Origin of the sequence: Vibrio sp. zbq_1 (assembly GCF_043102935.1) — a bacterium.
Classification (GTDB): Bacteria; Pseudomonadota; Gammaproteobacteria; order Enterobacterales; family Vibrionaceae; genus Vibrio; species Vibrio parahaemolyticus.
Genome location: NZ_JBICJH010000004.1, coordinates 567,573 through 593,239, shown reverse-complemented (window position 1 = coordinate 593,239; position 25,667 = coordinate 567,573). Strand labels below are relative to the sequence as shown.

Here is a 25,667-nt window from a genome sequence, read left to right as displayed (position 1 = left end):
ATTAAATCCTTGCAAATGAGTATGAACTGGTCACAACCTTGATCGGCTCACCACGCATTACACCGATGATATTGAAAGGTGTTTTGTAGCATAGAGATACGTGATAAAGCGGAAGACGTCGGTTCTGTGTCGTCAGTGGTAATAGCTTCTTCGCTTCTGCCACCGTGATTTCCTTCAGATCTGGAAAATTGCAATCTTCTGTTTTGCCTTTGAAGTTGGTAAACGTAACGAGCTTAGTGTCCTTTTCTTCTAACGAGAGCTCCGTGATTCTCATGCCTAATTCGCTGGCATCAAAATCTGGTAACGTACGTTTCAGCATGCCTTTCGCCATGTAAAACGCGTTATTTACTTGTGCCTCACAATGTCTACCGTTCTCACCACAAATATTAAGTTCGTTGGCGAACAACTGTCGACGCTCGCTTATGACGCTTACGATGGAATAAACCACTCTATCCAACTGCCCTTTCTTGTTTACTGCGATCGTGTAGTTGATATGCATGGCAATGATTGAACCAAAAAAGAGTAATACCAATGCGAGTTCAACGATAAAGGCTCCGGTTTGTTTCGACTTAGCCACCACAAGTGATCTCCTCACCTAATTTGAAAGTGCATCGTTCATATTCTTGAACTGCGACCATCTCTCGATTAATGCTCATGCTTGGCATAACAAAGTTAAACAAAGGGTGATAAGTGAAACTCAATTGATAGATGGCTATCGGCATATTGACTGAGTTCGCCACTGCATCGCCCTTTTTAACATTGGGGCAATCATCTAAGGCTTGGCCGCTACGGTTACATTGAACAAAATCAGACAAATTTTTAAAGTAATAGACCGATGCAGATACCGATGAATGGTCAACAACCTTCGACCATAAGGCACCACCGCTAGATTCTAGTTTGGTTTTGACCACATCTTGATAGTCCACTTTTTCCGAGTTGCTAGAACTACCTTGTTTTTTACTACTCATCACAGCTGTCGTCAGCGCATGGTCGGTTACACCCATCGAATACGTAAGTACAGACAAGTCAAACCAGGTAAATAGCACCATGATCAAAACGGGTAAGCCCATCGCAACTTCGACCGTCAAACTTCCTTTTTGAGACTTGATCATAATTCAACGTACCTTTTCTTCGTGTAATCAACGACAAAAGCACCTTTGATATTCATGTTTTCAAGAAACTTCTTTGCATCATCTATATCGCTAAACTCACCAACGCAATAACGCTTCCATAAGCCGTGAGTGTAGGAATACACTTTGCCATAGTTGCCTTTCAGGTAATTTAGGTAATCTGACGGAATGACTTTATAGGTTGCTAATACTTGAATTCGATAAATTGACGGCGCTTTAGGACGTAAGTTTTGCGGGTCTAATACTGAGCGCGCTACGTACTTTGGTTTCAAATCGACAGATTTCGTATCCATTTCCATATTTTTCTTTTCCTTTGACTTCGCGACCTGTTTGGGTGGAACTTTTGTATCTATTTTTTTATTCAGAGGTTTAACGCTCTTCATGAGCTTTTTCAGTTTGACTCGTGCGTCTTGCTCGCTACTGTCGTGTTTCAAAACCTCCAACGCCACATCCGGACGATTAGACCGAGTCGACGCCAAAAGGAGATTTGAACGTACCTTTTCATCATTTGGATTGGCAGCAAACAAGCCATAGAGCAGTTCCATTGCGGGCTCTGGTCTGCCTTGCAGCATCATCACTACCGCAATATTGTTGTTTGCCTCACGATCTGATGCGCCATTCTTCTTACTGTCATTGAAGTGAGAAATTGCACCATCGTAGTCTTTTTTACGCGCAAGTATTTTGCCTTTTAGAAGGTAGTAATCACCCTCTGGACCACCATTATCTAAATACTCTTCTAAGTAACGTTCACTCGCATCGTAATTGGATTTTAAATATTCAAGCTTAGCTAAGATATAAATAATATCTGGGTCTTTAAGATCCTTTTTCTCTAGAGTGTTTATGTATAACTCAGCGGATTTTTGGTCTTTATTATCCAAATATAAATTGATCAGTTTTATCTTATAACTCGGGACTTCGACTAAGTTCGCTTTATAAAATTCAATAAGCTGTTCAGTTTGACCAGAGTTAGTCAGTAATTTTTCTTTTGTTACTAATTCTTGATTGATAGTTGAACAGCCACTTAAAAAAAGTAACACCAAAAGAGAGAAATAGTTTTTTATATTCATTATCCTAGCATCCTCATTATCCCTGGCGCTGCGATTAGAACAACAATAGGAATCATGATAAAAGCGATCATTGGGATCGACATTTTTGCCCCCATCTTGCCGATTTTCTCTTCCAGTTCGAGCATGTTTATTTCTCGAATATCAGAAGCAAGAGAGGCTAACACTGCACCCACGGATGACCCGTACTTTAAGCTTTGAGTAAGCGTCATGACGAAGCTTTGTGCTTCCGTCGTTGGGACTAAGTCGTAAAACTCGGTGAGAGCTCGGTCTAACCCAACAATTTTGGCCCGTTCTGACGTTTTCTTAACGACATAAGCAAGGTTTTCATCGACCGTTTTTAGCTCGTTCGACAAGTAATCCAAGCTTGCTTCTAACGTCATCCCTGTGTGTACACAAACGTTCATCAAATCCAGTAAGAAAGGCAGCCGACTACTTACATGTCGCACGTTTGCATTCCCTCGCGATGAGATATACATATCCGGCGCGATCAAACAAACAAGCATAGAAAGCGAGAATGAAATAAACGCGGAGGAAAACTCCATCTCTCCTTGAATGTAGGAGTAGCCAATAAACGCCAAACAAAAAACCAAGGGTATAATTTTCAATAGATAATAGGCTTGAGCAATAAACTCGCTATGAATACCTGCTCTAACCAAATTATTTTTTGTTTCTTCTTTATTAAAAGACAATCGAGAAAGATGTAACGATAATTTGTCAACAAAAGGCGTTTTTTCTTGGGTTGAGTCAATAATCTTTTTTGTTGAAATATTTGCCTTGGTTTTATCAAACACCTTTAACGAGTAATACGCGGCAGATAACGAGATAATTAAACCGAGCGCTAAGAAGATTAACTTAATATCAACCATTACCTAACTCCTCTTAATATCATGTAGATAAAGAAGAACCCAATAGCTTCACTAACCAAGACGTAATAAAAGATGGGCTTTCCCCCTTCTTCAAACATTACGAAGTTATAGTTTTCCGGGCTGGTAACTTTCAAAATCATGATAAAGATAACTGGCAACGCCGCGATAATTTTTGCTGATGCGCGCGCTTCCGACGTCAACGCATTTTTCTTTTTCTCGATTGCCCTCGCTTCAAACATGATTCGGTTGATGCGGTTAATCACGTCTTTTAGCTGCCCACCTCGACTTAAGTTGATTCGAATTGTTGCGGCAAAGAAAAAGTACTCAACGTAAGGAAACGAAGCTGCACTTCGTGCCAATACATCGTCTGGGTCTTCGCCAATCAGAAGTCGTTCTGACATCTTTTTGAACTCTTCGCCAACTTCATTATCAAGCTGAGTTCCTACGTATTCGAACGCATGGACAATACTTTGTCCCGAAGAGAGCGCACCCGACAATATGTTTAGTGCATCTGGAAAGTTATCCTTGAATCGCTGCGCTTGGATACCACTTAATTTGAGGATAAACATCACAAATAATATTGGTTCTAACGCCAGCAGCACTTTCCAGTACTCAAACATAAAAAACCAGTCATTAACGCAGTAAACCGCTATCGAAGACGCAGCGATAAAGCCGATCAGTTTTAGTCCTGCATTTGGGCTCAGCAGCTTTTTCAGCTGCTTAAATTTGTCCTTTACTTTCTTTTTATAGCTAACATCAAAACTCTCCGAGTCGATAACCGCTCGGGAGCCAGTAACGCCCTCGAATGTATTGGACTGTTCAATGATAGACGTGATTTCTTTTTGTCTTTTCACATGACCAATAAACAGGAATAACGCGACAGCAACCCATAGTGAAATGACGATCAGCATCATGAGAACAACTCCTGAAGTGCCCCATCTAAGCCGAAGAACTTAGCTCTCTCATAAATCACAGAACGCTTAGAAAGACCTGGCGTTCGGAATTCACCTGAGATTTTTCCTTCATCACCTACGCCATTGTTCTCAAAGCGGAAAATATCTTCCATCACCACGCTGTCCCCTTCGAGGCCAACAATCTCACTGATGAACAATATTTTACGACTACCATCATGCAGTCTTCGTACTTGGACGATCAGATCGACCGCACTCACGATAGTGCGACGAATCGCCTCAAGCGGTAGGCTTGCTGTAGCCATCATTACCATACTCTCGACACGCGCAATTGCATCACGAGGGGTGTTCGCGTGCAGTGTTGACATAGATCCATCGTGACCGGTGTTCATCGCTTGAAGCATTTCAAATGCCTCACCGCCACGACACTCACCGACGATGATTCTGTCTGGTCGCATACGAAGGGCGTTAATCACCAAATCTCGGGCGGTAATTTCACCAGTACCTTCGACGCTTGCTTGGCGCGTTTCCAAACGCACAATGTGCGGCTGCTGCAACTGAAGTTCGGCAGCATCTTCAATGGTGACAATACGTTCACCACTGCCGATAAAGCCTGACAAAGCGTTCAGTAGTGTTGTCTTACCAGAACCAGTACCACCTGAAATAAGAATGTTGCACTTGCAGTGGCTCGCAATGGAAAGTAGCTTCGCCATTTCAACGGACAGCGCGCCAAACTGAACCAAGTTTTCCAACTTGATTTTTTGCTCTTTAAACTTACGAATTGAGATTGAAGTACCATCAATCGCAAGAGGTGGTATTACGATGTTTACACGACTACCATCTTCTAAACGCGCATCACAGAGCGGTTTCGATTCATCAATTCGACGCCCTACATTGGATGCAATGCGCTTGGCGATAGTATTGAGCTGCTTTTCATTGACGAACTGGATTGGCGACTTCTCTACCTTGCCGTTGATTTCGATGAAAATATCTGACGGGCCATTGATCATAATGTCCGAGATATCATCGTTATCAACCAACGCTTGAAGCGGTCCTAAACCTTTAAGTTCATCCAGTAGTGCTTTGACGAGATCTAAACGCTTCAAACTGCTGATTTGCAGTTGCTTTTTCTCGATAAGAATATTGACGGAATCTTTTAATTGGCTTTCAAGCTCTAATGGCTCGACATCGACTAAAGAAGCGGCATCAAGCGCGTCAAAGATTTCGTCTCTTATGTCAATATAAACTTCTTTTAGGTGATTCATTTCTTAAACCACGCGAACTTTTTCTGCACTTTGACTTTTTTACCAGTCAGCGAATTCACCATATTTGCAATAGCTGGGGTGAACTTAATTTTCGCCGTATTGTGAATGCCCTGCTGGATGATCAACTTTTCCAAATTGGCTTCATAAACAAAATCAATGGTGTCTTTCGCTTTAATTTTTTCTTTGGCGCCTTGGAGAGGCATCATGTAATCCTTCTGCGATCGAGTCATAGAAAAAATGATTCGATGCTCGGCCTTTCCTAATTTTTTCTTTATCGAGTGGTAAGCGCGTAACGAGGCAACAGAAGGTTCACAAACAACAAAAATGCGGTTGTATCTTTCATTGATGTCTTCTGAAGTCAGTTCGTTTATCGCATTTAAAGGCAATGAATCTATGATGAAGTTGTACTGATCCACCAGCTCATTAGAAATTCTAAATAGAGAGTCTGCATGGTCGCTTATGCATGCAATGTTCTTTTCAAGGGCAAGGAAATCAAGCTTGTCTTTGATCGGGTGTACATAGCTCCCAGCAATTGCGGCATCGAGCTCAGATTGGTTTAAATCGATGCTATTTTGTTGCGCCTTTAGCCCTTTTAAACCCAAGAAAATATCCGAATTTAATGCCAGCGTATCGTGTTCAACAAGCAACGTTTTTAAGCTCGCTTGCTGGCTCAAGCTATGGGATAAAAAAGCACTGATGGTTGACACGCCAACACCGCCTTTACTACCAAGCATCAAGACTCTTTTAGCGATTCGCGACTTTTTCTTCACCGTTGGCGAAAATGTGTCTTTACCAGACTCTTTTAATGCGCCCAACAAGCCATCAAGTTCCGGATCCCAAAGAATGTAGTTCGCACCTAACGACAGCACTTTGTCACGCATCAAGATTGAGTCCGTGTTGCTCAACACAATCAGAGAGATGCTCACATCTAATCTTGAAGATATTTCCGCCACTTCCGAAACAAGCTCGCCACAATCTCGCAAATCAAGAACGACATGCTTTATTTCTGCGCTTGTTTTGTGCCAACTCTCATCATCGATATCATCTACTTTAAGAGGTGATGCGAAACCTTCGATCGCATAGAGCTCATCGATCGCTTGCAGAAAAGCCATATCATCTGAAACAACCAGATCAATGGTGTTATTCTTTTTGTCTTTACTCGATGAAGTCGTTTTGAATAGGTTATCTAAATCCATTTTTTACTCCACGACAGGATTCGTCATACTCAAACGTCTGTTGTATTCCAAGCTGCATCCAAATGGATGATTTTTAAGAGTATTGAATGAAACAGCACCACAGGTTTGTTCTTGAATCTTGTGATACTTCGCGACGATTTTTACACCTTTGCCCTCACTGTTTGCGTTCAGTGTGTATCGCAGTTTATTTACGCCTTTGGCTTTGATTTCTTTTACAAAACCATCAACAAATTGACTCTCTTCGGTGTCGTAATTGATTGCAAACGTAGACTTTGGGTATTGGCTATTGATTTGATTAACAAAGTTGACCGACTTATCCATTGCCACGTCTTTGTTGGTGACTCGAAACTCAAAGGTTTCCACAATGGTGTCTACCGTCGTTTTATTTGGGGTTACCGATACCGAGCAACCGGTCAGTAAAACGGAAACGACCAATAATAGGTTTGCCTTCATTAGTTAAAGCCTCCCGCCTTTATCGTATTTTCCAATTCTTCGTCATCAACTTTCGAAAGATCGAGCTTCAGCAAGCGCTCAAGGTCACTCGTTCGCTCGAACTTCGGCAGCTTGATGTCGGTTTCTTTGACAGGGTCGACAAGATTAACTGTCGCGACGATGATCAACTCCGTCTTTCTTCTTTCGGTATTGGTCTTACTGAATAACGCACCAAGAATTGGGATGTCGCCTAGATAAGGAATTTTTGCCAATGACTCCTGCTCTTCCGACGTTAAAAGACCAGCTAACACGAAGCTTTGGCCGTCTTTCAGTTGAACCGTTGTCTGAGCTTTTCGAGTTCGTAGCGAAGGGACGCTAACTAGACCAGAGTTCACACCATTGGTTTTATCAATCGAGCTCACTTCTGGTAACAGTGACAGGCGGATGTTTTCTGAATCTGTCACCTTAGCAACCATAGACAGCTTTACCCCGTATTCTTTATAAGTTACGGAAATACCATCGTTGTCTCGGACGGTGATTGGGATTTCACCACCGACAAGAAAGCTCGCCGATTCGCCAGAAATTACCGACAGGTTTGGCTCAGCCAGCACTTGGCCGATACTGTCGTTGCCACTCGCTGAAATAACCGCGACGATATCTTCTGCCGTAAAGTCCAGGATTTTGTTAACAAACTGACCAGCACCGCCAATCGACTTACCATTCGTCTCTGCGTATGACACGCCGAGTTCTGTTAAGAATGAGCTCGAAACCTCTGCAACCGTCAACTTCACATTGATTTGATCGGTAGTGAGCACTTTTAGGTTGTTGATGATATCTTCGAAAACGTAAGTAGCTGTATAGTCAAGCGGATCAACGGATTCTCCATTTGCGCCAGAAAGCTCAAAAGTATTTCTTTGCTTACTCTTTTTCAGCATCTCACCAACATGGCGGTAAACTTTGTCTTTGATCTCTTCGCTGCTAACAACACCATCAATGACTATTTGCTCACCAATATTGGTCAGCTTAATGTCTTCATCTGGATATCTCGCAATAATGGTTTGCTTTAAAAGTCTTAGACTCTTGTTGACTACCACTTCTGCGTTATAAATTTCGTTTCCGGCTCGGTCATAAGCAATGATCGACGTTGCACCACGACCGATACCGTAAATCACGAGCTTCCCATTTGCGATTACCTTGTAGTCCGCAATTTGAGTGTCTGCGACAAATACGGTGTCGATATTACGTTTTACGTTAATGGTTTTTGCTGCGCCTTTATCTAAGCTCAATAGCTCCCCTGCGGAGACTGAAGCTGGGAGTAATAGCGCCACTCCTAATGTGACTAATAGTATATTTTTATTGAACACCCTTAATTCCCTCTCAGCTGTCGAACGCCAAATCGATGCTCAATTAAATCGCTACTTTTCACAGATAAGTATTTATGAACCATCTTTGCAGGAACCAACGTTATAGCTCCGATCTTTTGTGCCATTTCAAGCTTAAGTACTTGTTTAACGGTCAACGCGATGATCAAGCCATAGTCTTCGTTTGACGAATCATCTTCAGACACATTCATCGCCTGTAAAACTAATGCACCATCAATAATGACGTTGCTTGTTAAGCTATCGATATCGGAATAACCGCTTTCTAATAAATTCGATTGAGATGAGGTTGTAGCGACAAAGCTGACGCGGTCGCCAGGTTGTATTGGTAACGCCTCAACAATGCTACTGCCTTGAGAAAGGTAGTAATAAGGAACCTGATCTTTTTTAAGCGAAAGATACATGTAATCTTTTTCGCCGGGGTTAGAAACCAAGTTTGACGTTAGTTGAGTTCCTTCGGTGACATCTTTTGCCCATAGAGCGCCAGATTCAATCTTGATACTCGTATAAGGGGTATAAGAATGCTGTTTTGCTTCTGACTCTGAAAACTCACGAATATCAATTGCATCAATATTGACGGGATCAGCTTTGTTCACAGTTCGATTAACAAATGCGACTTGTACAAACACTTCATTTTCCACGACGGCCACAGGCTCTGGCTGGTCAAAGAAATCACTGACGTAAAAAAAGGCCAAAAACATAGTGATGGCAACAAATACAAAAATTAATGCTCTACTCATAGAATAAAAACCTTAAAAGAGAGGGTTTCCCCTCTCTCTAAATTTATAACGGGTTAACTTATCCTTGTTTACCGTCGGCAGTACCGCCTTTACTACCACTGCCACCAGCTGAATTAGCACTATCCATCGACGTAGAGATCTTACCCATTGCATCATTTAACGTTGTTTTCAAAGTGCCATCTTTGAATACAAATAGAATAATTGAAGACATTGCTACAGCGATGATTGCGTATTCCACAGCAGTGACACCACGTTTGTCAGACTTAAATTTGTTGCGGATATTACGAAGTTTAGAATTGATATTTAAAAGCATGTTTACCTCTATTTCCCTTGAATTAATCACTCATTTCGTGAACGAAGAAAATTTACATCAACAGAAACAATCACACCAATTAAGCTTTTTTATTTACATATAAGATGTTGTTATAAAATCAATGAAATCCATTACATAACTTTTTATTATCCAAAAAGATTTGAATTTAGAAATAACACATTTAAAATAGTAAAATGAATTATATAAATTTTGCTTTATGGCTAACTTGCCTGGTTAACGTCTTACTCATATTCTATGATGATATTCGTTATAGAATTGTAAAACATCGATTTCTTCTTATTATCTTTATTACTTCTCTACTTAGTTTGTTCTTTACTCCAGAACCACTAACCCAGCTTGCAGTGAGTACCTCTGTTTTTATTTGTTTCTTTATACTTTGGTTGATAAATATTGTAGGCGGAGGGGATGTAAAACTCATTGGTGCACTTTTCTTAGGAGTGAACGATGAATATATGTTAGCGGCAATAGTAGCGATAGGATTATTGGGTGGGATTCAAATATTGGTTATGTGGTTAATGTCTGTTTATCGCAAAAAAACACCTTTTGAGAATGGTATCCCTTACACAATACCAATTGGTATAAGTGGGCTCTTTTTCTTCTACATATCATTAATTTAATCATTATTAAAACAAACGCCATGTCTATTTATTCAATAGGCATGGCGTTTTTCTACATCACTTCACAACTGGTTAGTAAGCGACCCGTAGGTGGCCTACCAACCACGCCTTTAGAAGTAAGTCGGAATGTTTCGGTAATCAAACTTCTCAAACGTTCTTGGTCAATTTTCTTCGCGGCAGAATCATTACACCATACGTACATCTCGATATACTTGGATAGCGGATATTGACTACACTTGTAATCACCTAATGTCCAACTTGGACAGATAACAAAAGTATTTGCCGCTTGCAGTTCATTGATCATCAACCGAGACGAAGAAGTGGTAAGCCAATGTTTTACCTTAGAAATATTCACCCCAGAAGAATCAAGCAATACTTCAGCATCTCGCCTAGTCAAAGTATTACAAAAGACGATTCGCTCAGGGTAGCACTCCTCAGGTTTGACGGCACAGTCGCAAGCTAAAATGTATTGCTCTCTATTTAGGGGGAAAACGCGACCTTCCACGGATGTGGTGTCACCAATAGCGAAGACTAAATCGTGGTTATCTTTATCAACACAGTTCATGTCGCTATAACTTGTAATAGCCAACTCGACGTCGTTATACACTCTAAAAGAGCTAATTACCTTCGCGACCAATTCAGGGGCAAATGAATCAGATATCGCAATAGAGTACCGATCAAACATATCTACTTGAGCCAATTCGTCAAATAATTGGTCATATAAAGACATTGTTCTGTCTGTATAACTAAGCAATATTTGGCCATGTTTAGTCAGATTGAATCCATCTTTTCGATCGAAGACTTCAGCCCCTATAGTACATTCAAGTTTTTTAATATGTTGTGAAACGGCTGGTTGGGTTAAATATAGACTTTCTGCTGCCGCAGTAAAACTTCTATGCCTTGCAACATGTGAAAAAGTGCGCAAGTACTTTACATCGATGGTACGTTTATTAGCTTTCATTTAAATAACACCAAGACCCAATAATTTTCCGATAGTTATAATTTTTATAAATCCATAAAGCTACAGATGAAGCCAGTTAATAAATAGCTCCCCTCTATAACTCAGTGTCTTATTTTACGTCTAAGCATTAAACAGTTGTATAAGAAACTAATTGCTTACTCATTGAGTTTACCACTGATCCGACAAGATAAAAAACATTGTAAATATCTGTTTTAACTATTATTTCACGTTGCGAAATAATTAATTAAAAAAAGATAACTTTATAATATTGTGTCTTAATCACCCCCTTTATAAGGTCTAAATCCCCCTTTAATTTTAAGTAATTACTTAATAATATTCATATTGGTTTATTTCATAACAAACAATATACATTATATGAACGACAATATTATTAATAGAAATTAAGTAATTATAAGAATACGTATATATAAGTATAAGTTACCGTTATTAAAAATCAATTCAAGACTAACCAATTTATACTCGAACGAAAATAGCAAACGTTTGCCATTTTCGTTCGAACTATAATATGGATTTAAAACGAATGTAAATACGACTATTCAATTAATAATGTTGTATAGATCATGATTCTGGCCATGAGATATGCTTATCATTCAGCTTTAACTTGGTTTCTTTTACGATATTCAAGCGGAGAACAATCATTTTCTCGTTTGAATATCTGCCTGAAAAACTGTGTATCAACATAACCAGATCGACTTGCAACTTCATCAATTGACAACTTTGTTGACCTCAACAGTTCTTTTGCAAAAGATAAACGCCCTAACTGAATAAACTTTAGCGGACTGATGGATGTCGCCTCTTTAAATCGGCGTTTTAACTGACGTTCTGATAAGCAAGCTTCATTCGCTAAATCACTGATAGAGACGATGTCTAGATCCGTGGTGAGAATCCATTTTTGGATTTTTAGAATCAGCTCATCTCTGTGTTGCATGTAACGGAAAACATCACAGTATGAATGAGAGTTTCCACTGCTCTCTATTGTACTTAAAAACTGGTTACCAAGGTTTCGAGTGTGCTTTCCAAAATACTCTTCTACTATTTCCAGCATCACACTTGAGTGAGAGTAAGGTCCAGACGAAAGATAGACGTTTCCGTCAATGAGTGCTTTCTGCTCAGTCATGAGCATTATCTCAGGGAACAGTTCGCCAAAGAGGTGGGCGAAGTAAGAATGCATTACAGCTTTGTTTTGCTGCAAAAGACCGGCTTTCGCGACGACAAAAATACCAGTGTCAATTGCAACTATTTTGCTGCCTTTTAGGTGTAACTCTCTGATCCAATCGAACAATGCAGGATCGATATTATCTAACGATTCTAAAGGATCGCCAATTGAGCCAATGATTAATATGTTTGTAAAATCAAATGATTGCCATTGTGCGGTGGGTTGAACGCTGATCCCCCCTCGACCAATTAACGGCCGATTGTTTGGCGTAACGACGTGTGTCATGAAACCTTGGAACTCTGCAAATTCAGCTGCTGTTTCCAAGATCTCTAATGAGCTTATTATTGATGCAAAATACCTCCCTGTCGGAGCAAGCGCTACGACACGGAGGTTTTTCTTATTGGTTTCCTTCAATCTTCATTCATCCTGCGAATATAAGACGATGAATTATAATATTTTTCTACCAAATATCATTTCTTATTACGAATCTATACAAATTATTAACCTTTGTTCTCAGGCTAATCAGCATCATACACAGAGTAACCCATAGCCCCATAGAGCCGCCTTCTTCACTCTTGCCAGGATCATTTTCCACAACGACTTCTTGCTTAACGACCATAACAACGCTCTTAGTAATAATTGCACCATCGTTGTCGTTTACCGCCACTTCAAACGTCAGCTTTTCACTTTTCTCACTCACTTTTGGTAACGTCACTTCTACACTTGCCGTGTCCGTGGTGGCAAACTGAGCTTTAGTCCCAGAAACTTGACGCCATTTGAATGAGTGATCCGTTGAATCAACGTCTTTTAAGCCAAGTACAGATAGTGTGACTTTTTCGTTTGATAGGCCTTCTTTACGGCTCGCTTCAACAGCGAAGATCGGATCATCATTAACCGCTTCGACTGTAATTACAGCCATAGCTGTATTAGATTCACGTCCGTTTTCTTTCACAATAGAAAACTCAAACTGGTCATTACCAAAGTAGTTTTCCTTGCTTTGGTAGGTATTCCCGTCAATCTTGCCGTGCATCGGCGGCTTTTTAATGATGATGGTGTCCCCTTTCTCAAGTCCTTGTTGCTGACGTAAGTTAAGTTCCAGTGGCGTATCTTCTAGCGCTTTGTATTGAAGACTATTGGCGGTGATTACTGGAGAATTGATCGTGATGACCACCTCACCTTCTGCTGTCGTCCCAAAATCGTCAGACACTTGATACTTCATTACTGCTCGTTGTTCTGGAATGTCTGAAACAGGAACAGAATAGTGGATTTTTTGTCCTGAGATTTCAGCGCTACCAATCGAAGGCTTTGATGTGATCTTATCTAGCTTCAATGTGCTATTCGCATCCGATGAGTGGTCATTCGCCAGTACATCAATCGTAATACTTTCACCGCTTAATACGGTGACGGAATCCGTTTCAACCGTAATACTAGGTTTCGCCTGAGGTTTTTCGAACAAAGCAGCAAAAGGATAGTTACGGCCACGCCCTTCGCTTAATCCGCTCGTCTTGTACGAACTGGCATTTCCATAGAACTGCTTCTTTTTCTCTCCGTTAGACAAATAAGCGTCCAAGAATGAATAGCTGTATTCTGGCTTAGCGTTTTCTAGCTCAATGACCAACAACTGCTCACCTTCATCGATATCAAATGGCGATGCAAACATAACTCGACCACCAAACGTAGGAATCACCCCCGATGACACTTCAACTTGAGTGTCAACGTTAATAGACGCATTCCCCCAACGGTTTGTAGTCAGGTCATATTTAAACATGCGATAACGCATCTCGGAGTTTGGTAGGATTGGCTTAGCAAATAAGTAGAAACCAACCAAAGATTGGTAACCGTCGTTGTTTTCTAACCCAAACCCTATCGTATTGTTGCGGCTGTCTTCATACACGTACGTTCTTGAAAGTGACGTTATCCAAGCCGATTTATTCGTCGATGAAGGAATAGACGCTCGTAACGTGCCGCTTTGATCTGTACTGGCGATATCATTAATCGAGATATTGGTTTCCCGGCCACCGGTGATGAGTTTCAAAGAAGGAGTTGTATCGTCCGAAATAGTTACCACATTGCTTGAACCCGGGAACACATCACCTTGATCTGACCAGCCACGAGTTTGCAGTTCATCCAGACCGTCCGCTTGGAATACCTGAACTTGCATTGGCCCTATGTCATTGAAACGGTTGTCGATACTTACGGCCGTGATCAAAAGACCTTCACCTGACAACGCACGGTCGTATTCCGTTTTTCTTCTGTTTTCGAAGTAAGCTCTTGGACCTTGCTGTTTCAAATACGGATCGAGATACACCACACCCTCGCCTTGACGAGTCTCGATTGTGCTAGAACCAGACGCTTCAATCACTTTCGGCTTGATGAAACCAGCAGCTTCCTTACTCCATGCCAACATATTGACCGGCGTTTCCCCTGCATACGTATCACCTTGTTTACTTGCCCAGCTTCCGCCACCCATTAATCCCCATTGGCCAACAGAACCAGAATGTTTGTAGGAGTACAAATCAGGTAGACCAAGCATCAAGTGTCCAAGTTCATGGGCAATCACGCCCATCGTAGATTGATGATCACCTTGGAAGTCAGCAAACAAGCAGTAATCTCGAATGGTCTTTCCATCGATCTCAATCGCATTATGACTATAACGATGAGGCCAAATGTACGGCGTATTTACCGAACCGGCAGATTTGTCATACCCCGCAAATACAAACATCACAGACAATTCGTCAGGCGTGATTTTGCCGTCGTTATTCAAATCGTAAGTAGACAAATCCACATAACGGTCTAACTTGTCGTAAGCGGCTTTAAAGGCTTCATTTAACTTACTGTCACAAGTCGCATCATTTTTTGAGTGGCAGTTCGGGTGAGCGATATCCAACGTAAGATCGATGACACCATCGTTCGCCGTACCTTCCGTTTCTTTCGCAGGCTCTACAATGTAACGTCCGTAGCTATTCTTACTGAAGTAGTCTTTTACACTTTGCTGATTATCACCAAAAATCACATTGGTGAAGTCATTCACAAAGTCTTGGTTGTTAAAGCTCACCTGAACAACGAGCAAAGGTTGGTGCGTGGGCTCATTTGTTGCGTTTAGTGCTCGAATGGGAGTTTGCTCAAGATATGGCTCATTCATCGGATAAACGTGCTCAGAAGGCAATAAAGAAGACGTCGGGGTGACGCGCTCTTTTAACAACTCTCTCACTGCTTGTGGCATTTCTAATTTGGCTTCAACCCCAAGAGAAGTGACGACAAAACGCCCATCAACAATTTCATGATTACCATAAAACCACCCTGTCTCTTCATCGTAGACATAAATAATGCCTTCTCTATCTTGATACCAGAAAGATTCTTGATCGCCATAAAGTTTTAATTCTTTCTTTGAGCCATCATTTAACTGAAATTGATGCCAAGTTGGCGCAGGCAGCGTATTGGCATGAGCAAAGGAAACCATCAAAGTGCTGATGATTGGAAAATATATTTTTTTCATATACCCGTCGACTAAAATAAAAACCAAGCGTTATGTATATCAAAACCAATTTTCCCTTCCCAATTAACATTTCTACTGAATTTATAAATAATAGTTATTTGTTCAATATCACATAAAAATAGGCGTGTTGAGCATAATACATTTTTATCTAACCATTAAATTCTATTATTTAACTATGCATCAGTAAAAATATATATTTGACGCCCATTTCAAATACAATACTAATTCTATGAAAAATATTAAAACTGCATGTCTTCTATTATCCATGCTTGGTGTTTTAACTGGATGTGGTGGTGATGATTCTTCCGGTGGAGTCAAGACTGTTCCCGTCGCTGGCGTAGATTCTGGCGACAAAAACGATGACAACGCTGACGTAGATTCAACTGTGGATGACGATACAGATACAGATACAGATACAGATACAGATACAGATACAGATGATGACAGTACCGTCGATGATGATTCCACGAAAGACGACGATACGACTGACGATGACACCGTGGTAGATGACGATACCGAGCTTTTCCCACACAAAGGAAAATGTACTGTTGAAGATTTTACGGTTGACCGAGTCAATATCGAATCAAGAGTCGCAAACAGTGACTACGAGTGCATGAGAACGTGGTTTTCTCCATCGTTAGAGCAAGCAGACGTCGTCTTCAGTACCATGAGCGTGAGTCGAATTACTGGCGGATTAAAAAAGGCAATTGAAGCTTATAAAGGAACAAAAGAGCAAGCTCAGCAAATATACTATTTAGGTGAGTTCATTAAGGCAGCTTACAAAAACCGACACGATACCTTTGCCAAAAAGTTACAACCTTTCCCATCCGAATTAAGCGTAAATATTGCCAATACCATTCAACAATTTTTGCGCTCGCCATACGCTCTAACTGAAGGTCGCGAACAGCAAGAAGCGCTCGCATCCATGTTGATTGTTGTTGATAGTATTCGTCAACTCGCCGTCGCCGCACCCGATGTTTTCGCGATTCTTGATAGCTTTTCAGCGGATAAAAGCGACAGCTATTACTACCGTAAAGCCATCAACAATATCTTTGTCGCTATGGCTGGACACTCACAAACCAAAGCGTTTTACGATGTGATTGAATCTGACTCAAGTTATATCCATCGTTTGAGTGGTTTTATTACCAACAACGAATGGGCGATAGGCACGGATTCTGAACAACTACTTGGCAATGCCGCGCGAGAGCTCGCTAGGCTGATAAAAACTGAAGATGCAGAGACAAAAAAAGTCGTTGTCGACACTTTAGATTCTTTGTTAAAGCGCTACCCGCTAGGCGGTAAGTCAGACAGAATTTGGGTTGGCATCGCCGAAATGGTTGACGCTTATGCATCAGATTATCTTGAGCAACTAGGGCTAAGTAACTCAAAATCCGTATTAAAACAGCGAATAATGACATTCAGTTATGATTGTCGCGGACCCGCGCGAATTCTTGCTCAAGAGATGACCGAAGCTCAAGCAATAACAAGCTGCGAAACATTAAACCTCAAAGAAGATGACTTCCACCAAACTGTTAATACCGGATATCAGCCTGTCGCTGATGATCATAGCGATAGTGTCGATGTTATTGTTTTTAAAACCAAAAGTGACTACTCGACCTACTCCAGCTTCCTTTTTGATAACACAACCAACAACGGCGGACAGTTCCTTGAGCGAGACCCATCAAAACAAGGAAATGTACCTCGATTCGTCGCTTATCAAAACGGATGGGACGACGACTTTTCGATTCTAAACTTAGAGCACGAATATGTGCATTATTTAGACGGTCGATTCAACCAATACGGTGACTTTCATGACACAATGCGCGAAGGCAGTATCGTGTGGTGGTTGGAAGGTTTTGCTGAATACATGTATTACAAAGAGAGCTACAATGCTGCTCTAGTACTTGGCAAAGAAAAGACGCACACATTGGCAGACGTGTTCAGTACGAACTACAGCGACGGTTTAAACCGTGTGTATCGCTGGGGCTACTTAGCTGTACGCTTCATGATAGAGAAACACCCTGAAGACGTTACTGAACTGTTAGGTTACTCGCGTACCGGCCAATACAAAGAGTGGGTAAAACTGCTTGAACGATTAGGTCCTGCTTACAATACTGAGTTTCATTCGTGGCTGGATGAGGTGACGAAAGACATTGACGATTCGGATATTTCTCAGCCAAAACCGAAAGAGAAGCCTAAGAAAATCGAACTCAATACCAGCATCCAAGTAAGTGGTAAAAAGTTCTCTGAAACGCTCTTCTTTGTCGATGTTTCAGAAAGCTATAATCAACTGGAAGTGTCTATCTCCGGCACTGGTGATGCCGATCTATACGCTTGTTACGACAAAGTATGCCACTACTTCGAGTACGAATGGTCGAACTACACCCATGGTAGTAACGAAACGATTTCAATCCCAAAAAATGAAGACGGGTCGATCAAAATGGGACAATACTATTTCAGCATCAGTGGTCGTGAAGAATTCGACGTAGAACTGTCTGTTGTTGCGAAATAAATTTCTATCATCGTTCATTAGGCACCTGTTTTCTCGATGGTGCTTAATGAACATTAAATATTATTTATAGAGGTATTATAATTCTTAATTTCCTGACGTAATAACTTTAGATATAGAATATGAAACGATATTTAAGTGTGAGTCAAACATAGTAATAGTAAACGGATAAAGTGGATAATATGAAAAGGAATATGCCTTACCTACCTAGCTTCAAATTGACTGACTTTGATATAAAAACGTTAGTACAACCTATCCTCTGTCCTAGAAGCCAAGAAATTCAATATTACGAAACTTTGTCTAAGATAAGCACTTTTGATAAAAGCAACATAAACAACGACGTATTTTTTTCCATTATAGACAACACGTTTATTCAAACTCTCGCTTTACAACAAATTCGATTTTCTCTTGAAAAATACCCTCACCAACTACACTCTTTTAATATTAAACTCTCTTGTTTAGCTGACGAAGATTTTGTCCGTGAGCTTTTAAGCTTCAATGGTGCTAAGTTTGCTCTTGAGATAAGCGAGCTTGATTGTTATACCGAATCAAAAGAAATACGCGAAAACTTATCAGTGTTACAAGCGAACAATATCGAGATTTGGCTGGATGACTATCACCGTAACAACAAGCTGGCTAACATGTCACTTGGCAACATACTTTGGGATCGTATCAAGATTGACAAAAGCTTTCTAAAACACGCCGACCAAGAGTCTATACAAGCACTAGAGTACTTCTTAGCCCCTTTCTGCTTACACGGATTGATCTTCGAGGGTGCTGAGTACATCGAACATCATAAGATGTTAAAGACAAGCCACTCATTAACTCAAGGTTACTATTACTTTAGACCGTCCCCAATAAACTCTCTCGATTCAAAACCGCGCGTTGCCGACTCAATCAAACTCTCCTATGCAGGTTAAATAAAGCAAAGCAAAGCAATTTGAACAGTTCCACTGTTGTTCATTTTTGTATTCCTTATTTAAGGCCATTATGTCGCAACTGAATGCCTTTGATATTGGTCCGAGATCGTGAGAGGAACACGTTGAAACTCTGTTTCTAAATGATAAGGGTTCCTGAACGTTTTCCGCTACAAGATAAAGTGTTAAGATCCTCACATCTATGCTGTCGTAGTTTCAGGTGACCGATATCGTACCTTTGATACCTCACCTCATACCCTCAACAGCTTAACCATAAATTTAAAGGCATATTTTCAAATGGTTAACAACTCAATCCAGTGGTTTCCTGGCCACATGCACAAAGCGCGTAAAGAGATCGAAGAAGCCATCCCGCAGGTGGATGTGATCATCGAAGTACTGGATGCTCGTATTCCTTTCAGTAGCGAAAATCCTATGATTTCAAAAATCCGCGGTGAAAAGCCTGTTGTAAAAGTGCTAAACAAGCGCGATTTGGCTGATCCAGAGCTGACGCAACTGTGGATTGACCATCTTGAGAAAGAACAAAACGTAAAAGCAATGGCAATTACGACTTCTGAGCCTCAAGAAGTACATAAAATTATGGAGCTTTGTCGTAAACTTGCGCCACACCGTGAAGAAGTTGGTAAAAACATTCGTACCATGATCATGGGCATCCCAAACGTGGGGAAATCGACCATCATCAACACACTGGCTGGTCGCACTATCGCAGTGACGGGTAACCAACCAGCGGTAACGCGTCGCCAACAACGCATTAATTTACAAAACGGCATTGTCCTGTCTGACACACCTGGGATTCTTTGGCCAAAAGTGGAAAACCCGCATAGTGGTTTCCGTTTAGCGGCAACGGGTGCCGTAAAAGATACAGCAATGGAGTACGACGAAGTTGCGTTTTACACTGTTGAGTATCTAGCAGCACATTACCCAGAACGTCTAAAAGAACGTTACCAAATCGAAGAACTGCCAGAGTCTGACATTGAGATCATGGAAGAAATTGGCCGTCGTCGCGGCGCGCTACGAGCAGGTGGCCGAGTAGATCTTCATAAAGTATCTGAGATTCTACTTCACGAGCTTCGACAAGGTACACTAGGACAAATCACTCTTGAGCTTCCTGAGATGATTACTCAAGAACTGATCGAAGTCGAAATAGAAACGGCTCGCAAAGAAGAAGAGAAAGCGAAACGTAAGGAAGAACGTCGTAAACGTTACTTACGTAACAAACGCTAAGTTCTTTTTCTCACTCTATTCCTAGGCGCGATTTTCGCGCCTTTTTTGTCCGCCACTGTTACACCCACTAGATAACCCCGCCTCATAAACGTAACCACTTTTTGTCGTATTTACGTGTAATTTTGTACTACATTTTTTACGGCGTACAATCGCAATAAACTATGTTTATTTATTGAACACAAACTAGTTTAGACCCCCACAGCCTAAGGAGTTACAGCCACCATCCAACCCTTAAATATCGAGTTTGCAAGCGCTAGCAAAGTTATGCAACTTGATTAGTGACACTCTCCCCAAAATCCTCAATATAAATAAGGTCAGCGCTGGCGTTTTTCCAAATCACAAAGAGATTTATTATGTGTACTAAAAACGAAACTAAACCACTGCCCTCTTTTATCGAGGAACGCCTTACTTTCCATATTCAAGATTTAATTAAATCTAACGAAAATCAAAAGCACCTCGTTCTTGGCAAACGACCGTCCGAAAATGCTGTGGTTATGCAAAGCAATGATTACCTTTCGCTCTCTCACAATGAGCTCATTCAGAAAGCGCATCGAGACGCAATTTCTGAACGAGATGACAATGTCGTGATGTCAGCAATCTTCTTGCAAGATGATCAATCAAAACCCGCCTTTGAGCACCAGCTAGCGACGTTTATCGGCATGGAAAGTTGTTTGTTGTCACAATCAGGATGGGCAGCCAATATTGGTTTACTGCAAACCATCTGCGCGTCAAACGTTCCCGTATACATCGACTTTTTCGCTCATATGTCGTTGTGGGAAGGAGCACGCACCGCTGGAGCGCAGATTCATCCTTTCATGCACAACAACATGAATCATCTGCGCAAGCAGATCCAACGCCACGGTGCGGGAATCATCGTTGTCGATTCTGTGTATAGCACGATTGGCACAATCGCCCCGTTACGTGCCATCTACGAAATGGCGAAGGAGTTTGATTGTGGCTTAGTGGTAGATGAATCCCATTCATTAGGCACACACGGGCCAAAGGGGTCTGGATTATTACAAGAACTGGGACTAACACAGATGGTGGATTTCGTTACCGTAAGTTTGGCGAAAACGTTCGCCTACCGCGCTGGTGCGATTTTAGGCCCGAACAAGCTAGCACAATCGCTGCCCTTCGTGGCCTATCCTGCGATTTTTAGCTCAACGGTTTTGCCGCAAGAAGTCGTGCGTCTAGAAAAAACACTTGAGGTAATTAAAGCGGCTGACGACAAACGTGAATGTTTGTTCAAGCGAGCCAAAGAACTCGCCATCGGATTAAAACGTATTGGGTTTAAAATTCGCAGCGAATCGCAGATTATTGCTCTTGAGTGTGGAAGTGAGAGAAACACTGAACGAGTACGAGACTTTCTTGAAGAAAGAGGCGTTTTCGGTGCGGTGTTTTGCCGACCTGCCACGGGCAGAAACAAGAACATCATTCGATTTTCTGTCAATGCCGACATGACAGCTCAACAAGTGGATCACGTCTTATCGGCTTGTCAGGAGGCATTTGACCATCCCGACTTAGAATTTGTGTAAGTTGATTCGTAGTGGACGCTGAGCCTACGCTTGGCTCCAGTGAAAGATCAGAGCTCAGTTCAATCCTGAGCTCTGTTTTAAATCCAGTTAGCAATTTTATCGAAAAGGCGATTCTTATCAGCGGGTTTAACGATAAAGTCGGACATGCCGGATGAGCCTATTTTATCTAGCGTCACAGGAGAACTGTCTCCCGTATGCGCAATAATCGGCACAGACGCATACGGCTTTTCTGAGTTACGGATACGTCGCGACGCTTCTACTCCGTCCATGATTGGCATCTCAATATCCATTAAAATCAGATCGATATTTTCTTTTTCAAGAGTGTCCAATGCTTGCTGACCATCTTCCTTTTGTACCACTTCAAATCCCTGCTTCTCTAGTAACATCGCCGTAAACTTACGCAGAGACTCGTTATCATCCACAACCATGATGGTTCGTTTAATGGATTTATCTAAAGGCGCAAATGGCAACGTTGAAGAGATATAAGTGGAATCATAAAGCAAACGTTCAATCGTAGCTTTAGTGTTTAGCAACCACGCTTGAGTCTCTACCCAAATCGGGTCATGGCCGGCTTTTTTAGCTCGTTGTGCAGGTGTGTGTTCAAAAAGATACACCACACGCGCTTCAGTAAATGAAAGTAACGATTCGATTCTGTCTAATTGGTTTTCTAAAACATCAAGGCTTTCCACATCGACAAATATCAGGTCAAATTCAAACTCGTATTCTTTCTTTTTAAAGACGCTTTTTACATCTAAAACGGTGACATCAAATCCCATGAAGCGACTAATATCTGCCATTTTTTGCACGATAATGTCTTGATTACTGACCAATAAAATTGATTTCATTTTGGTCAGTTCATCTTTAATTTCCGTTACCGTATCTGATGTGATAGGTGGAAAAGTCAACGTAAACTGTGACCACTCTCCCGGCTGGGAAATGCACTTAATATTACCGCCAAATGAACGCATGACTTTCTTACAGAACGGTAGTCCAAGGCCATAACTGCCCGATTTACCTGTGGTATAGAAGTCCTGAAAGATATGTCGAATTACATCTGGCGCGATACCTGAGCCGTTGTCCGTCACTACAATTTGGTTGACCGTGTCATTACTCTGCATACTCACATGAATATGAAACTCATCTGAGCTGCGATGATGAAATGCGTTCTTAAACAAGTTATACATGACGTACTTTAACAATGTATCGCTACCCAAAAAGTCAAACTCACTTCTTGCATCGAATGAGATCGCGAACCTGTCTGTCGAACGTTTATAACTGAAACTCTCGATGGCTTTTTCAACCACCGATTGAGCAGAATATCTTTTGAAGGAAGAGCGAGATACGCGGTTTTCATCAATCGATGTGAGCAATAAATCGATTGTCTCGTTGCCTGAATGAATAATGTTCATCGCATCTTCGCTCACTTCACGGAGCAAGGTTACGTCTTCACCACTCATGACATACTGATCTTTTTCGCCCATCGCCTTTTTGTTAGGCAAGACAGACTGAATAACATCTATCGACGTACATAAGCCACTGAGTGGATTACGCATTTCATGAGCAATACCAGCGCCAAACGACTTAGCGAGCGATACTTTTGCTTCATGCTCGACCTGATTTCGGAAATAGAACATGTTGCCAAACACATAAATAAACAAAAATATCGGCACATGCGTCCAATCCATTGTGATATCGAGATGAAAGCCTTTCGCTATCCACGCAAAAAACGTCGCTAGACCAATACCAGCGAACGTCTGAGCAAACATGACCCTTGTGACATGAACCAACAAAATATGCAGGAAAATAGCCGACATGAATGACATCACCCAAACATTGGACCAATCATTCATGAGTAACATATAAAAAAAGAAGAAAGGTAAACAGGTCGTAATCGTTATTTGATAATAGACGTGCACGTACTTTCGCCATGATGACGACAAACGGTTACGAAAAATGATGCCAAAAAACAGTGCGGAACAGAACAAACGTAGCGGCAAGTTTTCATAGGATTGCGGGAACATGAAGTCCCAAACGAAGTAGTAGAGCGGGAAGCCAATAAATCCCATCCAACCAACTAATGTTAAATTGGGCTCTGCGTACTCATATACCTTACGTATCGAATCCATACTATCTAATTTGTCTACTCCGCCTGACGTTCAAAGTTGTGACTTGCTATCTTTTTTATAATCACGTTGTTTTGTAATTATATATTACTTGCCAAATATAAGCAGCGCGAAATCCGTCAATTTATTCGCGATGCTTGTCTTTAAATTCAGTCTTTTATCTAAGTTCAGCTTGATTTCACGAATTTTTTGGTAACGAGTTCAATTGCATATTATTTTATTGTGATTCAAGTAGAATCAACTTATGCGAGGGCAACGCGAATGTTGTTCTCACTCATCTTCGTTTGATTACTCTGACCAACTCACAAATCAAAGGTGTTCTATGGAAAGCTCTCAAATTAAAAATGTTGTTTTCGATGTCGGCAACGTACTGGTTCGTTGGTCACCACCAGAGATTGTACGCTTAACATTTGGTCATTCCGTAGATGCAGAACAAATGGCGAAAAGACTGTTCTCAAACAAGATCTGGCTAGACCTCAACAAAGGTTTGATCAGCGAAGAAGAAGCAATACACCGTTATCAACAAGAACTCGACTTAACGGCTGAAGAATGTTGCTGTTTCTTCTACTACGTAAAACAGACTCAGATTCAACTGTTCGGCAGTGTTGAGCTTCTACAAAAGGTGAAGCAAGCGGGTTACGGTGTCTACGCACTAACTGATAATGTTGTAGAAATTGTCGAACACTTAAAATCAACGTACAATTTTTGGCCACTTTTTGATGGCGCGATTGTGTCTGCCGAAGTCGCACTTTTAAAACCTCAACCGGAAATTTATCAAGCGCTTCTCTCCCGCTACGACTTAAACCCATCAGAAACCGTTTTTCTGGATGATATGCCTTACAACGTCGAAGGGGCCAAACAGGTGGGCATGGCTGCTATTCAGTTTGAAAACGCGAGCCAATGTGAAAGTGAGTTAAAGGAAATGGGCCTGTCTTTTTGACTCGCCAGATTGTTAACTATCCCGCAAACAAAAAAGAGCAGCGTCAGTGCTGCTCTTATCGTCTCCGTTCTTCGCTTAGAAAGCGTTATGAATAGATGACGTTTTCCTCAATGCCATTTACCAGCGCTTGCGCGTTAGACCAACGGAACACTTTTTCCATTACTTCTGTTCCGCCCGGAGCACGCCACGTACGCTCTTGGCATTCTTGTCCACCAATATGTTGATAGAACGAAATCGCTGATGTGTTTTGCGAGACAACTTCTAGATACAATCCTGAATCTTTGAAGTATTGCTGTTGCCACTCTGCAACGGCAAGCAAGAGTTGTTTGCCGATACCACGACCACGATAGCTATCATCAACATGCAGAGCGTCAATGAATGTACCGCGCTCAAAGTCATGGTTGCCGAAAACACAGACAAAGCCGAGTAACAAGCCACCCTCTTCTGCAAGAACGATATGTTGGTTAAATGGAGGATTGGTTAAGCGAGTCTGCCAAATCAACAATTTGTCGTCGATGGCTTCGCTGTCCAGGTAAGTGTTCGTTAAAATGCCTCGGTAGTGACGTTTCCAACTGTCCGCATGCAATTGAGCAATGCGTTCATAGTCCTTATATTCCGCTAATCGTAATTCCATTACGTATTCCTATTTTCTTACATTTTTGCTTTTCCACAGAGCCTTGGCATATTCCACCTTTATAAAGCCAATTACTTGGTAGATTTCATACACCTCAAGCCATAGCTCATTTTTTAATACTACTCATTATTAAATTAAAAGCAAAATATCCCAGTTAGAATTCCGGCTCAGCTCAACAAGAATAGTCACATTTATC

General features: G+C 41.3%; 22 protein-coding genes. 6 read left to right on the top strand and 16 right to left on the bottom strand.

Translation table 11 applies throughout. The features are described 5' to 3' along the window. Position 1: 1 nt before the first annotated feature. The 11 genes from tadF to ACF8CV_RS02960 are packed head-to-tail and all read right to left on the bottom strand — an operon-like array spanning position 2 to position 9,299. Positions 2–580: a tight adherence pilus pseudopilin TadF gene (gene tadF / locus ACF8CV_RS03010; protein WP_005498630.1), complete on the bottom strand. Its 579-nt coding sequence runs from the start codon at positions 578–580 to the stop codon at positions 2–4. Beyond that, positions 570–1,112, bottom strand: a complete 543-nt coding sequence (locus tag ACF8CV_RS03005; RefSeq protein WP_138937078.1) for a TadE family protein — start codon at positions 1,110–1,112, stop codon at positions 570–572. Before ACF8CV_RS03005 ends, tadF begins: the two co-directional genes overlap by 11 nt. Next, positions 1,109–2,197: a lipopolysaccharide assembly protein LapB gene (locus ACF8CV_RS03000; protein WP_005454318.1), complete on the bottom strand. Its 1,089-nt coding sequence runs from the start codon at positions 2,195–2,197 to the stop codon at positions 1,109–1,111. Before ACF8CV_RS03000 ends, ACF8CV_RS03005 begins: the two co-directional genes overlap by 4 nt. After that, complete coding sequence (locus ACF8CV_RS02995; RefSeq protein ID WP_005481282.1) at positions 2,197–3,063, bottom strand: type II secretion system F family protein; 867 nt, start codon at positions 3,061–3,063, stop codon at positions 2,197–2,199. Before ACF8CV_RS02995 ends, ACF8CV_RS03000 begins: the two co-directional genes overlap by 1 nt. Continuing rightward, on the bottom strand, positions 3,063–3,977 hold the full coding sequence (locus ACF8CV_RS02990) for a type II secretion system F family protein (protein ID WP_171055834.1): 915 nt from the start codon (positions 3,975–3,977) through the stop codon (positions 3,063–3,065). Before ACF8CV_RS02990 ends, ACF8CV_RS02995 begins: the two co-directional genes overlap by 1 nt. Further along, positions 3,974–5,239: a CpaF family protein gene (locus tag ACF8CV_RS02985; protein ID WP_005454188.1), complete on the bottom strand. Its 1,266-nt coding sequence runs from the start codon at positions 5,237–5,239 to the stop codon at positions 3,974–3,976. Before ACF8CV_RS02985 ends, ACF8CV_RS02990 begins: the two co-directional genes overlap by 4 nt. After that, entirely contained in the window at positions 5,236–6,435 is a 1,200-nt protein-coding gene (locus ACF8CV_RS02980) for an AAA family ATPase (protein WP_005454059.1), read from the bottom strand. The genes ACF8CV_RS02985 and ACF8CV_RS02980 overlap by 4 nt, the downstream gene beginning before the upstream one ends. 3 nt (positions 6,436–6,438) lie before the next feature. Further along, the gene (locus ACF8CV_RS02975) at positions 6,439–6,888 is read right to left on the bottom strand and encodes a hypothetical protein (protein ID WP_005498619.1); all 450 of its coding nucleotides are present in this window, start codon (positions 6,886–6,888) and stop codon (positions 6,439–6,441) included. Next, positions 6,888–8,231 carry a type II and III secretion system protein family protein gene (locus ACF8CV_RS02970; protein WP_005454128.1) on the bottom strand — a complete coding sequence of 448 codons (1,344 nt, stop codon included), beginning with the start codon at positions 8,229–8,231 and terminating at the stop codon, positions 6,888–6,890. The genes ACF8CV_RS02975 and ACF8CV_RS02970 overlap by 1 nt, the downstream gene beginning before the upstream one ends. 2 nt (positions 8,232–8,233) lie before the next feature. After that, positions 8,234–8,986, bottom strand: a complete 753-nt coding sequence (locus ACF8CV_RS02965; RefSeq protein ID WP_005481305.1) for a hypothetical protein — start codon at positions 8,984–8,986, stop codon at positions 8,234–8,236. 58 nt (positions 8,987–9,044) lie between these two features. Then, positions 9,045–9,299: a Flp family type IVb pilin gene (locus tag ACF8CV_RS02960; RefSeq protein ID WP_005481274.1), complete on the bottom strand. Its 255-nt coding sequence runs from the start codon at positions 9,297–9,299 to the stop codon at positions 9,045–9,047. 194 nt (positions 9,300–9,493) lie between these two features. On the opposite strand from ACF8CV_RS02960, the gene ACF8CV_RS02955 reads away from it, so the two are divergent. Continuing rightward, the gene (locus ACF8CV_RS02955; RefSeq protein ID WP_138937079.1) at positions 9,494–9,937 is read left to right on the top strand and encodes a prepilin peptidase; all 444 of its coding nucleotides are present in this window, start codon (positions 9,494–9,496) and stop codon (positions 9,935–9,937) included. 52 nt (positions 9,938–9,989) lie between these two features. Here ACF8CV_RS02955 and ACF8CV_RS02950 read toward each other — a convergent pair whose 3' ends face one another. From ACF8CV_RS02950 to ACF8CV_RS02940, 3 genes are all read right to left on the bottom strand, one after another. Next, the gene (locus ACF8CV_RS02950; protein ID WP_138937080.1) at positions 9,990–10,898 is read right to left on the bottom strand and encodes a LysR family transcriptional regulator; all 909 of its coding nucleotides are present in this window, start codon (positions 10,896–10,898) and stop codon (positions 9,990–9,992) included. Between the two features lie 607 nt (positions 10,899–11,505). Next, entirely contained in the window at positions 11,506–12,489 is a 984-nt protein-coding gene (locus ACF8CV_RS02945; RefSeq protein WP_005454316.1) for a GlxA family transcriptional regulator, read from the bottom strand. Positions 12,490–12,535: 46 nt separating this feature from the next. Beyond that, positions 12,536–15,571: a M6 family metalloprotease domain-containing protein gene (locus tag ACF8CV_RS02940; protein WP_171055835.1), complete on the bottom strand. Its 3,036-nt coding sequence runs from the start codon at positions 15,569–15,571 to the stop codon at positions 12,536–12,538. Positions 15,572–15,836: 265 nt separating this feature from the next. Here ACF8CV_RS02940 and ACF8CV_RS02935 point away from each other — a divergent pair, with 265 nt between their 5' ends. The 4 genes from ACF8CV_RS02935 (at position 15,837) to cqsA (ending at position 21,774) form a co-directional block, all read left to right on the top strand. Next, complete coding sequence (locus ACF8CV_RS02935; protein WP_171055846.1) at positions 15,837–18,083, top strand: M9 family metallopeptidase; 2,247 nt, start codon at positions 15,837–15,839, stop codon at positions 18,081–18,083. A gap of 179 nt (positions 18,084–18,262) precedes the next feature. Next, positions 18,263–19,000 carry an EAL domain-containing protein gene (locus tag ACF8CV_RS02930; RefSeq protein ID WP_029999846.1) on the top strand — a complete coding sequence of 246 codons (738 nt, stop codon included), beginning with the start codon at positions 18,263–18,265 and terminating at the stop codon, positions 18,998–19,000. A 294-nt stretch (positions 19,001–19,294) separates the two neighbouring features. Further along, positions 19,295–20,239: a ribosome biogenesis GTPase YlqF gene (gene ylqF / locus ACF8CV_RS02925; protein ID WP_005454328.1), complete on the top strand. Its 945-nt coding sequence runs from the start codon at positions 19,295–19,297 to the stop codon at positions 20,237–20,239. A 353-nt stretch (positions 20,240–20,592) separates the two neighbouring features. Further along, positions 20,593–21,774: an alpha-hydroxyketone-type quorum-sensing autoinducer synthase gene (cqsA, locus tag ACF8CV_RS02920; RefSeq protein ID WP_138937082.1), complete on the top strand. Its 1,182-nt coding sequence runs from the start codon at positions 20,593–20,595 to the stop codon at positions 21,772–21,774. A 77-nt stretch (positions 21,775–21,851) separates the two neighbouring features. Here the strand turns inward: cqsA and ACF8CV_RS02915 are convergent, their stop codons facing one another. Further along, on the bottom strand, positions 21,852–23,900 hold the full coding sequence (locus ACF8CV_RS02915; protein ID WP_138937083.1) for a response regulator: 2,049 nt from the start codon (positions 23,898–23,900) through the stop codon (positions 21,852–21,854). A 319-nt stretch (positions 23,901–24,219) separates the two neighbouring features. Here ACF8CV_RS02915 and ACF8CV_RS02910 point away from each other — a divergent pair, with 319 nt between their 5' ends. Next, positions 24,220–24,837, top strand: a complete 618-nt coding sequence (locus ACF8CV_RS02910) for an HAD family phosphatase (protein ID WP_005498603.1) — start codon at positions 24,220–24,222, stop codon at positions 24,835–24,837. Between the two features lie 85 nt (positions 24,838–24,922). Here the strand turns inward: ACF8CV_RS02910 and ACF8CV_RS02905 are convergent, their stop codons facing one another. Further along, entirely contained in the window at positions 24,923–25,471 is a 549-nt protein-coding gene (locus ACF8CV_RS02905) for a GNAT family N-acetyltransferase (protein ID WP_015313129.1), read from the bottom strand. Positions 25,472–25,667 lie beyond the last annotated feature (196 nt).

Bases quoted from the DNA above. Each gene is read 5' to 3' on its own strand.
- ACF8CV_RS02995 (WP_005481282.1), bottom strand. From the start codon at position 3,063: ATGGTTGATATTAAGTTAATCTTCTTAGCGCTCGGTTTAATTATCTCG.
- ylqF (WP_005454328.1), top strand. From the start codon at position 19,295: ATGGTTAACAACTCAATCCAGTGGTTTCCTGGCCACATGCACAAAGCG.
- ACF8CV_RS02960 (WP_005481274.1), bottom strand. From the start codon at position 9,299: ATGCTTTTAAATATCAATTCTAAACTTCGTAATATCCGCAACAAATTT.
- ACF8CV_RS03000 (WP_005454318.1), bottom strand. From the start codon at position 2,197: ATGAATATAAAAAACTATTTCTCTCTTTTGGTGTTACTTTTTTTAAGT.
- ACF8CV_RS02910 (WP_005498603.1), top strand. From the start codon at position 24,220: ATGGAAAGCTCTCAAATTAAAAATGTTGTTTTCGATGTCGGCAACGTA.
- ACF8CV_RS02940 (WP_171055835.1), bottom strand. From the start codon at position 15,571: ATGAAAAAAATATATTTTCCAATCATCAGCACTTTGATGGTTTCCTTT.
- ACF8CV_RS02965 (WP_005481305.1), bottom strand. From the start codon at position 8,986: ATGAGTAGAGCATTAATTTTTGTATTTGTTGCCATCACTATGTTTTTG.
- ACF8CV_RS02950 (WP_138937080.1), bottom strand. From the start codon at position 10,898: ATGAAAGCTAATAAACGTACCATCGATGTAAAGTACTTGCGCACTTTT.
- ACF8CV_RS02955 (WP_138937079.1), top strand. From the start codon at position 9,494: ATGAATTATATAAATTTTGCTTTATGGCTAACTTGCCTGGTTAACGTC.
- ACF8CV_RS02980 (WP_005454059.1), bottom strand. From the start codon at position 6,435: ATGGATTTAGATAACCTATTCAAAACGACTTCATCGAGTAAAGACAAA.
- ACF8CV_RS02935 (WP_171055846.1), top strand. From the start codon at position 15,837: ATGCTTGGTGTTTTAACTGGATGTGGTGGTGATGATTCTTCCGGTGGA.
- ACF8CV_RS02905 (WP_015313129.1), bottom strand. From the start codon at position 25,471: ATGGAATTACGATTAGCGGAATATAAGGACTATGAACGCATTGCTCAA.
- ACF8CV_RS02930 (WP_029999846.1), top strand. From the start codon at position 18,263: ATGAAAAGGAATATGCCTTACCTACCTAGCTTCAAATTGACTGACTTT.
- ACF8CV_RS02990 (WP_171055834.1), bottom strand. From the start codon at position 3,977: ATGATGCTGATCGTCATTTCACTATGGGTTGCTGTCGCGTTATTCCTG.
- ACF8CV_RS02985 (WP_005454188.1), bottom strand. From the start codon at position 5,239: ATGAATCACCTAAAAGAAGTTTATATTGACATAAGAGACGAAATCTTT.
- ACF8CV_RS02915 (WP_138937083.1), bottom strand. From the start codon at position 23,900: ATGGATTCGATACGTAAGGTATATGAGTACGCAGAGCCCAATTTAACA.
- ACF8CV_RS03005 (WP_138937078.1), bottom strand. From the start codon at position 1,112: ATGATCAAGTCTCAAAAAGGAAGTTTGACGGTCGAAGTTGCGATGGGC.
- cqsA (WP_138937082.1), top strand. From the start codon at position 20,593: ATGTGTACTAAAAACGAAACTAAACCACTGCCCTCTTTTATCGAGGAA.
- ACF8CV_RS02975 (WP_005498619.1), bottom strand. From the start codon at position 6,888: ATGAAGGCAAACCTATTATTGGTCGTTTCCGTTTTACTGACCGGTTGC.